8 protein-coding genes are annotated in these 8,302 nt (G+C 72.9%); 2 read left to right on the forward strand and 6 right to left on the reverse strand.

Going from position 1 to position 8,302, the window contains the following annotated elements; translation table 11 throughout:
* Positions 1 to 11: 11 nt before the first annotated feature.
* From C1I92_RS27230 to lspA, 5 genes are all read right to left on the reverse strand, one after another.
* Positions 12 to 824 carry a purine-nucleoside phosphorylase gene (locus C1I92_RS27230; protein ID WP_233507317.1) on the reverse strand — a complete coding sequence of 271 codons (813 nt, stop codon included), beginning with the start codon at positions 822 to 824 and terminating at the stop codon, positions 12 to 14.
* A gap of 243 nt (positions 825 to 1,067) precedes the next feature.
* Entirely contained in the window at positions 1,068 to 1,898 is an 831-nt protein-coding gene (locus C1I92_RS27235) for a carbohydrate ABC transporter permease (RefSeq protein ID WP_111257778.1), read from the reverse strand.
* Positions 1,895 to 2,779, reverse strand: coding sequence for a carbohydrate ABC transporter permease (locus C1I92_RS27240; protein ID WP_111257779.1), 885 nt, complete (start codon positions 2,777 to 2,779; stop codon positions 1,895 to 1,897). The genes C1I92_RS27235 and C1I92_RS27240 overlap by 4 nt, the downstream gene beginning before the upstream one ends.
* Positions 2,780 to 2,788: 9 nt before the next feature.
* Positions 2,789 to 4,063 (reverse strand): ABC transporter substrate-binding protein, encoded by a 1,275-nt coding sequence (locus C1I92_RS27245; protein ID WP_111257780.1) that lies wholly within the window; start codon positions 4,061 to 4,063, stop codon positions 2,789 to 2,791.
* Positions 4,064 to 4,161: 98 nt separating this feature from the next.
* Positions 4,162 to 4,737: a signal peptidase II gene (gene lspA, locus C1I92_RS27250; RefSeq protein WP_111257781.1), complete on the reverse strand. Its 576-nt coding sequence runs from the start codon at positions 4,735 to 4,737 to the stop codon at positions 4,162 to 4,164.
* 15 nt (positions 4,738 to 4,752) lie between these two features.
* Here lspA and C1I92_RS27255 point away from each other — a divergent pair, with 15 nt between their 5' ends.
* Together C1I92_RS27255 and C1I92_RS27260 are read left to right on the forward strand one after the other, a co-directional pair.
* Complete coding sequence (locus C1I92_RS27255) at positions 4,753 to 6,153, forward strand: NAD(P)H-quinone dehydrogenase (RefSeq protein ID WP_111257782.1); 1,401 nt, start codon at positions 4,753 to 4,755, stop codon at positions 6,151 to 6,153.
* Positions 6,154 to 6,222: 69 nt separating this feature from the next.
* The gene (locus tag C1I92_RS27260) at positions 6,223 to 7,719 is read left to right on the forward strand and encodes an HNH endonuclease signature motif containing protein (RefSeq protein WP_146605307.1); all 1,497 of its coding nucleotides are present in this window, start codon (positions 6,223 to 6,225) and stop codon (positions 7,717 to 7,719) included.
* Here C1I92_RS27260 and C1I92_RS27265 read toward each other — a convergent pair.
* The gene (locus C1I92_RS27265) at positions 7,716 to 8,189 is read right to left on the reverse strand and encodes an NUDIX hydrolase (protein ID WP_111257784.1); all 474 of its coding nucleotides are present in this window, start codon (positions 8,187 to 8,189) and stop codon (positions 7,716 to 7,718) included. The genes C1I92_RS27260 and C1I92_RS27265 overlap by 4 nt on opposite strands.
* Positions 8,190 to 8,302 lie beyond the last annotated feature (113 nt).

An 8,302-nucleotide genomic window follows, 5' to 3' on the forward strand; every position in this document is an offset into this window, starting at 1 on the left:
GACGGTCGCTGTCAGAGGGCGGCGACGACCTGCGCGAGCAGCGCGCTGATCCGCGGACCGGCGGCCTGACCGGCCTCGATGACCTCGGCGTGGCTCAACGGCGCCGGGCTGATGCCGGCGGCGGCGTTGGTGACCAGCGAGATGCCGAGCACCTCGAGGCCGGCCTCGCGCGCGGCGATCGCTTCTAGCGCCGTCGACATGCCGACGAGGTCGCCGCCGATGCGCTGCGCCATCCGGACCTCGGCCGGCGTCTCGTAGTGCGGGCCGCGGAACTGGACGTAGACGCCCTCGGGCAGGGTCTCGTCGATGCTCCTGGCCGCCTCGCGCAGTCGGCTCGAGTACAGGTCCGTCAGGTCGACGAAGTTCGCGCCCTCGATCGGCGACTCGGCAGTCAGGTTGATGTGGTCGCTGATCAGCACCGGAGTGCCGGGCGCCCACTCCTCGCGCAGTCCGCCGCAGCCGTTCGTCAGCACGATCGTCGTCGCGCCGGCGGCCGCCGCCGTCCGCACCCCGTGCACGACGGCACGGACGCCGCGCCCCTCGTAGAGGTGGGTGCGGGCACCGAGGACGAGGGCGTGCTTGCCACTGCCCTCGATGCGGATCGACCGCAGCGTGCCCACGTGCCCCTCGACGGCGGGCCGGGCGAACCCGGGGACGTCGGTGCTGGGGATCGTCGCCACCGTCTCGGCGACGAGGTCCGCGGCGCCGCCCCAGCCCGATCCCAGCACCAGCGCGATGTCGTGCCGCTCCACCCCGGTGGCGGCGGCCAGGTGCTCGGCCGCGGCTCGCGCGGCGGCGTGCGGATCGTCCAGCAGGTCGGTCACCGGCCGACTGTACCTCGCGGCGCCTTCGCCCTTCCGTCTCCCGCCGCCCCGCCCGCCCGGCCGCCCGGCCGCGGCTCCGCTTCTGCGGCCTTGGCACGCCGGGCTGCTCCGCAAAGGGTGCATTCCGGGCGCACGAGGTCGCCGCCGGCGTGCCAAGGGGGCGCGGCCGGCGTGCCAAGCCGCCGGGCCGGACGGTGCGCGCCCGCCTCGCCTCCATGCCCGAGAGGCCAGGCGGGCGCCCGGTCAGCCCTTCACACTGCCCGCCGTCAGCCCGGCGACGATGCGGCGCTGGAAGGCGAGCGCCACCACGACCATCGGGATCACGACGACGACGCAGGCGGCGGTGATGGTGCCGATCGGCCGCTGGAACTCGACCTGGCCGGTGAACGCGGCGATCGCGACCGGCACCGTCTGCGCGATCTCCGGGTTCCGCGGTGCGAACGTGCTGGCCAGCAGGAACTCGTTCCAGGCGGCGACGAACACGATGATCGCGGCGGCGAACACGCCGGGCGCCGCCAGCGGGAACACCACCTTATAGAACGCCTGGAACGGCGTCGCGCCGTCGACCCGGGCCGCCTCCTCCAGCTCCTTCGGGATCGCCGCGTAGAACGTCGTCAGGATGAAGATGGTCAGCGGCAGCTCGAACGCCGTGTACGGCAGGTACAGGCCCTCCCACTTGTTCAGCAGCCCGATCGACCGCCACACCTCGTACAGCGGCGGCACCAGCGCGACCGGCGGGAACAGCGAGACCGCCAGCACGCCCGTCAGCAACAGCAGCCGCCGCTTCAGCGGCAGCCGGGCCAGCGCGTACGCGGCCAGCGACCCGACCACGACGCAGATGATCGTCGTCATCGCGGCAATGGCCAGCGAGTTGCGCAGGTTCAGCTGGAAGTCCTGCTCGAACACGTTGCGGTAGTTGTCCAGGCCGAACGGCCCCTGGAACAGGTCGGGGCTGTTCAGCGCCCGGTCGCCGAGCTTGAGGCTGGTCATCACCAGCCACAGGAACGGGAACAGGCACCAGGCCAGGATCACCAGCAGCAGCGCCGCCTTCAGCCACGTCCGTCGCCGGGTCATCGGGTCTCACCTCGTCCGATCGCGAGATCCCGGCCCAGCAGCCGGACGAACACCAGCCCGATGCCGAGGATCAGGATGAACGTCAACGTCGACAGCGCCGAGCCGTACCCCGGGTCGGGCGTGCGGACGACGTACTGCTGGACCAGCACCGACAGCGACTCGGTGTCGAACGCGCCGCCGGTCATCACCGCGACGAGGTCGTACACCCGCAGCGCGTCGACGGTGCGGAACAGCAGCGCGACGAGGATCGCCGGACGCAGCAGCGGCAGCGTGACGTACCACAGCCGCTGCCACCGCCCGGCGCCGTCGACCAGCGCGCTCTCCGTCAGCTCCGACGGGATCGTCTGCAACCCCGCGAGCAGCAGCAACGCAACGAACGGCGCCGTCTTCCACACGTCGGCGAAGACGATCGCGAACGTCGCCCAGCCGGGCTGGCCGAGCCAGGAGAAGTCGCCCAGCCCGAACACGCTGTTGATGAACCCCGGCGTCACGTTGAACATGAAGAACCACATCTGCGCCGCGATCACCGTGGGGATCACCCACGGGATCAGGATCGCCGCCCGGGTCAGCCCGCGGCCGCGGAACGCCTGGTTCATCAGCAAGGCGAAGCCCAGGCCGATGACGAACTCCGCCGCCACCGACGTCACGGTGAACACCAGCGTGAACCACAGCGCCGACCAGAACCGGTCGTCGCCCAGCGCCTCGGTGTAGTTGCTAAGGCCGGCGAAGCTCTCGCGCCGGCGCCGGCTGTACTCGAACAGGCTGAGCCCGACTGCGTACAGCACCGGGAACAGCGCCACCAGCGCCATCAGCAGCAGCGACGGGGCGACGAACACGCGGGCGAGGGCGCGCTCGGAGAGGCCGGACCCTCTCTGCGTCATCGCGGCCGCCTAGCCGATGGCGTCCTCGAGGACGGTCCGCACCTGCTCGACCGCCTCCTCCACGTCCGCCTGCCCGTTGACCGCCGGGAACAGCGCCCGCTGCAGCTCGACGCTGATCTCGTTCCACGACGGCGCCGGCGGCCGCGGCTTCGCGTCGGGCAGGATCTGGCCGAGCACGCTCATCACCGGGTCGTCGGCGAGGTCGTCGTACACCGAGGCCATGGTCGGCGGCACCGAGCTCTCGGTGGCGAGCATGGTCTGCACCTCCTCGTTCGTCGCGGCCCAGACGACGAAGTCGCGCGCGGCGTCGGCGTTGTCGGAGAACGCGCTGACGGCGTTGTTGAAGCCGCCGAGCGCGGAGATGGTGCCCTCGCCCTCGAACGTCGGCAGCGGCGCGATGGCGAAGTTGCCGTTCGCCGGGCTGGCGGTGTCCTCCTCGATCAGCGAGTACACGTACGGCCAGTTCCGCATGAACACGGTGCCGCCCTGCTGGAACTCGTTGCGCGCCTCTTCCTCCTGCGCGGTGTTGTAGCCGGGCGCGTAGCAGCCGTCGGCGATCGCGTCGGCCATGAACTGCGTGGCCCGCGCCGCGATCTCGGTGTCGAACAGGACCTCGCTCTGGTCGTCGTTGAACAGCTCGCCGCCGGCGCTCCAGTAGTACTCGAGCCAGTTGACGACGAAGCCCTCGTACTGCGCGCCCTGACCGATCAGCCCGCCGACGCCGGCGCTGGCCCCGGCCGACGCGGCCGTCTGGCACAGCTGGTCCCACGTCGTCGGCGGCGTGTCCACCAGGTCGGTGCGGTAGTACAGCAGCCCGGCGTTGGTGTTGTACGGCGCCGCCCACAGCTCGCCACCCCAGGTGGCGGACTCGAAGGCGCCCGGGATGGAGACCTCCTCGATCTCGCCGCGGACGTCCTCCAGGCTCTCCAGCCAGCCGTTCTCGGCGTACTCGCCGGTCCAGATGACGTCCATGCCGAGCACGTCGAACGTGCTGCCCTCGGACTGCAGCTCCAGCGCCTGCTGCTCGCGTTGCTGGTCGGCCGCCTCCGGCAGCAGCTCGATCCGGATCGGGTTGTCCGGGTTCTGTTCGCTCCACAGCTCCGCGACCTGCTGGTGGACGCCGCCGGGTTGCGCCTCGGCGCCCCCGATCGCCCAGACCAGCTCGCCGCCACCCCCGCTCGCTCCGTCGCCGCCCCCGTCGCCGTCGTCGCCACTCGGCGTGCACGCCGCCATGATCAGGGCGAACGTGCCGCCGGCCACCAGCAACCTCGTGGGCATCCTCATCCGGTTCCGCCTCCTCGCGGGCACAGTGTGTGCCCGTGCCCGTTCCCAAGCGTTGGAACGCTCAAACGGGCGGAACGGGAATCCGCGGCGAAACGGCGTCAGGCCTCGGTGGTGGGCGCGGCGCCGCGGCGAACCCCGTCGATGCTGACGCCGCGCCAGGTCAGCAGCGCGATCAGCACCGCCGCGGCGGTGATGGCGATGTCCGCGACGTTGCCGACGAACAGGCCGCCGTAGTCGATGAAGTCGACGACGTGTCCCTCGGGAAAGCCGGGGTCGCGGAACAGCCGGTCGATGAGGTTGCCGAACGCGCCGCCGAGCAGCAGGCCGAGCGCGACCGCCCACGCCGTCGAGCCCAGCTTCGCCGACGCCCGGATCACTGCCGCGATCACGATCACGACGATCAGCGTGAGCAGCCACGTCATCCCGGTCGCCAGCGAGAACGCCGCGCCGGAGTTGTAGAGCAGCCGCAGCTGCAGCAGGTCGCCGACCAGCTCGATCGGCTCGCGGCCGGCGAGCTCGGATTCGGCCCACCACTTCGTCAGCTGGTCGATCCCCGTGACGACGACGGTGATCGCGGCCAGCCGGCCGATCAGCCGCCAGTTCGTCGGCGCCGGCTCGCTCTCGCTCTCGCCGGCGGTCGCGTCGCCGCTGTCGGGGTCGGGTGTGGTCGGCACGGGAGCAAGCGTGCCATGCGTCCGGCCGTAGGCGACAATGGCCCGGTGACACGTGTGGCGATTCTCGGCGGCGGACCCGGTGGTTACGAGGCGGCGCTGGTGGCCGCGCAGCTCGGGGGTGAGGTCACGCTGGTCGACCGCGACGGTGTCGGCGGCTCGGCCGTCCTCACCGACTGCGTGCCCAGCAAGACGCTGATCGCGACCGCCGAGGTCGTCAGCGACGCCGCCGAGTCCGCGGAGCTGGGTGTCGAGCTCGGCCACGATTCCGTCGGCGTCGACCTGCGCCGGGTCAACCAGCGGGTGCTCGCGCTGGCCAAGGCGCAGTCCGCGGACACGACGGCGGCCGTCGAGAAGGCCGGCGTGCAGATCCTGCGCGGCACCGGGCGGCTGGCACCCGGCGACCGGATCGTCGTCGACGACGGCGCCCACGAGTTCGTCGCCGACGTCGCGCTGCTGGCCACCGGCGCGCGGCCGCGGATCCTGCCCGAGGCCGAGCCCGACGGCGAGCGGATCCTCACCTGGGAGCAGGTCTACGACCTCGACGAGCTGCCGTCGCACCTGGTCGTCGTGGGTTCCGGCGTCACGGGTGCGGAGTTCGCCAGCGCCTACAACGCCCTCGGCGCCGACGTCACGCTCGTCTCGTCGCGCGACCGCGTTCTGCCGGGAGAGGACGCCGACGCCGCGTACGTCCTGGAGGAGGTGTTCGCGCGGCGCGGGCTGAACGTGCTGTCGAAGTCGCGGGCGGCCTCGGTGCGGCGCTCCGGCGCCGACGAGGTCGAGGTCGCGTTGACCGACGGGCGGACGGTGCGCGGCTCGCACTGCCTGATGGCGGTCGGCTCGGTGCCGAACACCGAGGGCCTCGGCCTGCCCGAGTGCGGCGTCGCGCTGGACGAGCGCGGCTTCGTCAAGGTCGACCGCGTCTCCCGCACGTCCGCCCGCGGCGTCTACGCGGCCGGCGACGTCACCGGCGTGAACATGCTCGCGTCGGTGGCGGCGATGCAGGGGCGGACGGCGATGTGGCACGCGCTCGGCGACGCCGTGTCGCCGCTGGACCTCAAGACCGTCGCCGCCAACGTCTTCACCGACCCCGAGATCGCCACCGTCGGCTGGTCCCAGGCCGCCGTCGACGCGGGCGACATCGACGCCGTCGCCGTCAAGCTGCCGCTGGCCACGAACGCGCGGGCGAAGATGCAGGGGATCCGCGACGGTTTCGTGAAGCTTTTCTGCCGGCCGGGGACCGGGATCATCGTCGGCGGCGTGGTCGTCGCGCCGCGGGCCAGCGAGCTGATCCACCCGATCTCGCTCGCCGTCGAGGCGTCGCTCACCGTCGACCAGATGGCCCGCGCGTTCACCGTCTACCCGTCACTGTCCGGCTCGGTCGCCGAGGCGGCGCGGCAGTTGCACCGCCGCGACTGAGCCCGCCCGTCCGGCGCCGGGCCGCTGTCGAGTTGATCTTGTCGGTAGAGGCTGGGTAGACTTGGGCGCATGTTCGAAAGAGCGTCGCTGTCTGCTACGTTGCCGGGGGTCGACCCGGCGGCGTGGGACTGGGACGTGCTCGGCCGGGAGATCGAGGCGGGGTTCGCGGAGCGGTCGTCCGGGGTGTTGCCCGCCGACGCTGCGGAGACGCCGGCAGGGCCGGAACTGGCCGCCGTGGTGGCCGGGTTCGACCCACACGCCGCCACCGGGTACGACCTGGTCGAGGCCGCCGCGGCGGTGGAGCGGCTGACGGCGTGGGTCGCGGCTCGGCGGACCGCGGTGCTCGCCGCGCTCGCGTCCCGGCCGGAGCTGCGCCCGGAGCTGCCGGGTTGCCGGTCGGTGAGCCCGGTGACGAACACCGCGGTGGAGGTGGCCGGACGGTGCCGGCTCACGGTGCGGCAGGCGGAGAACCAGGTCGGTCACGCGGTGCAGCTGGTGGCGGATTTCCCCGATACGCACGCGGCCTTGTCGGCCGGGATGATCGATGAGCGCCGCGCCCGCGTGATCACCGACGAGCTCGGCGGGCAGGACCCGGCGGTACGGGCCCGGGTGGAGGGCGCGGTGCTGCCGGTCGCGCCCGAGCTGGACTCGGTGGCGCTGCGCAAACTGATCACCCGGCTGCTGCACGAGCTCGCCCCGGTCGAGACCGCCGAACGCCACCGGGCCGCCTGCGAGCGCCGCTACGTCGCCGTCACACCGGCCTCGGACGGGATGGCATTTCTGGAGGCGCTGCTGCCGGCCGAGGCCGCCACCGCCCTCGACACCGCGCTGAACGCCGCGGCTGCGGACGCCAAACGGGCCGACGCCGCCGCGGGGACGCCGGCCCGGACCCGGGCCCAGCACCGCGCCGACGCGCTGGCCGAGCTGGGCTGGGCCGCCCTCGCCGTCTGCGCCGACGCTGCCGCCGGCCCGGCGACAGCGACCGCTCGCCCGGGCGGTGCGCCCGTGACCGTCGATGCAGCGGACGCCGGATGTGCCCCGGAGGCCGGCCCCCGGACGCCGCTGCGATCCGCCGGGGCACCTGCACCGCGGCGGCGGCCGGTCAGCGTGCACGTCACCGTCCCGTTCGCCACCCTGGCCGGGCTCACCGACCGGCCCGGCGACCTCGACGGGTACGGACCCATCCCCGCCCACGTCGCCCGCGCCCTCGCCGCCGAGGGCGTCTGGTCCTGGCTGGCCACCGACCCCGGCAGCGGACAGCTCCTCGACGCCGGCCGCACCCGGTACCGTCCCAGCACAGCGCTGGCCGAGTTCATCACCGCCCGCGACCACACCTGCCGGGCACCCGGCTGTCACCGGCCCGCGCGCTCCTGCGACCTGGACCACCTGGTCCCGTTCGCCGCCGGCGGCGGCACCGACGTGGCCAACCTCCACGCCCTGTGCGAAACGCACCACCTGCTCAAACACCACGGCCGCTGGCGCCCCGGACGGGAGCCCGACGGCACCACCCGCTGGCACAGCCCCACTGGGCACCAGTACCTGAAGCCACCGGCTCGGGCGGGCTAAGACCTGACGAAGTACGGCGCCGGCTCGTCCTTGAGGGCGTGCGTGAGCCGCTCCAGCTGGTCGTCGTCGAGCTCCGGCAGCTCGTCCGGCGCGAACCACGCGACCGCCAGCGACTCGTCGTCGTTCACCCTTGCTTCGCCGCCGACCGGGCGGCACCGGAACGCGAGGTCGAGGAACTGGACCCGGTCGCCGTTCGGGTAAGCGGCGGGCGGGCCCGTGACGACGCTGCTGAGCCGCTCCACCTCGACGTGCACGCCGGTCTCCTCCCACGCCTCCCGCACGACGGCGACGGCCGGCTGCTCGCCGGGTTCGAGGATGCCGCTGATCAGCGCCCATCGCCCGGTGTCGGAGCGCTGGTGCAGCAACACCCGCCCCTCCCCGTCGACGACGACCGCCGTCACGCCGGTCAGCCACAGCAGGTCGTGGCCCACGCGCTCGCGCAGGGCCACGATGAACTCAGGAGTCGGCACGGTTCGAGACGCTACCGTCAGTCCCCGCCGAACCCGCCGCCGAAGTCACCACCACCGAAGCCACCGCCCCAGTCGCCACCGCCGTCGAAGCCGCCGCCCCAGTCGTCTCCACC

It is taken from the genome of Jiangella anatolica, from assembly GCF_003236295.1.
Taxonomy (GTDB): Bacteria; Actinomycetota; Actinomycetes; order Jiangellales; family Jiangellaceae; genus Jiangella; species Jiangella anatolica.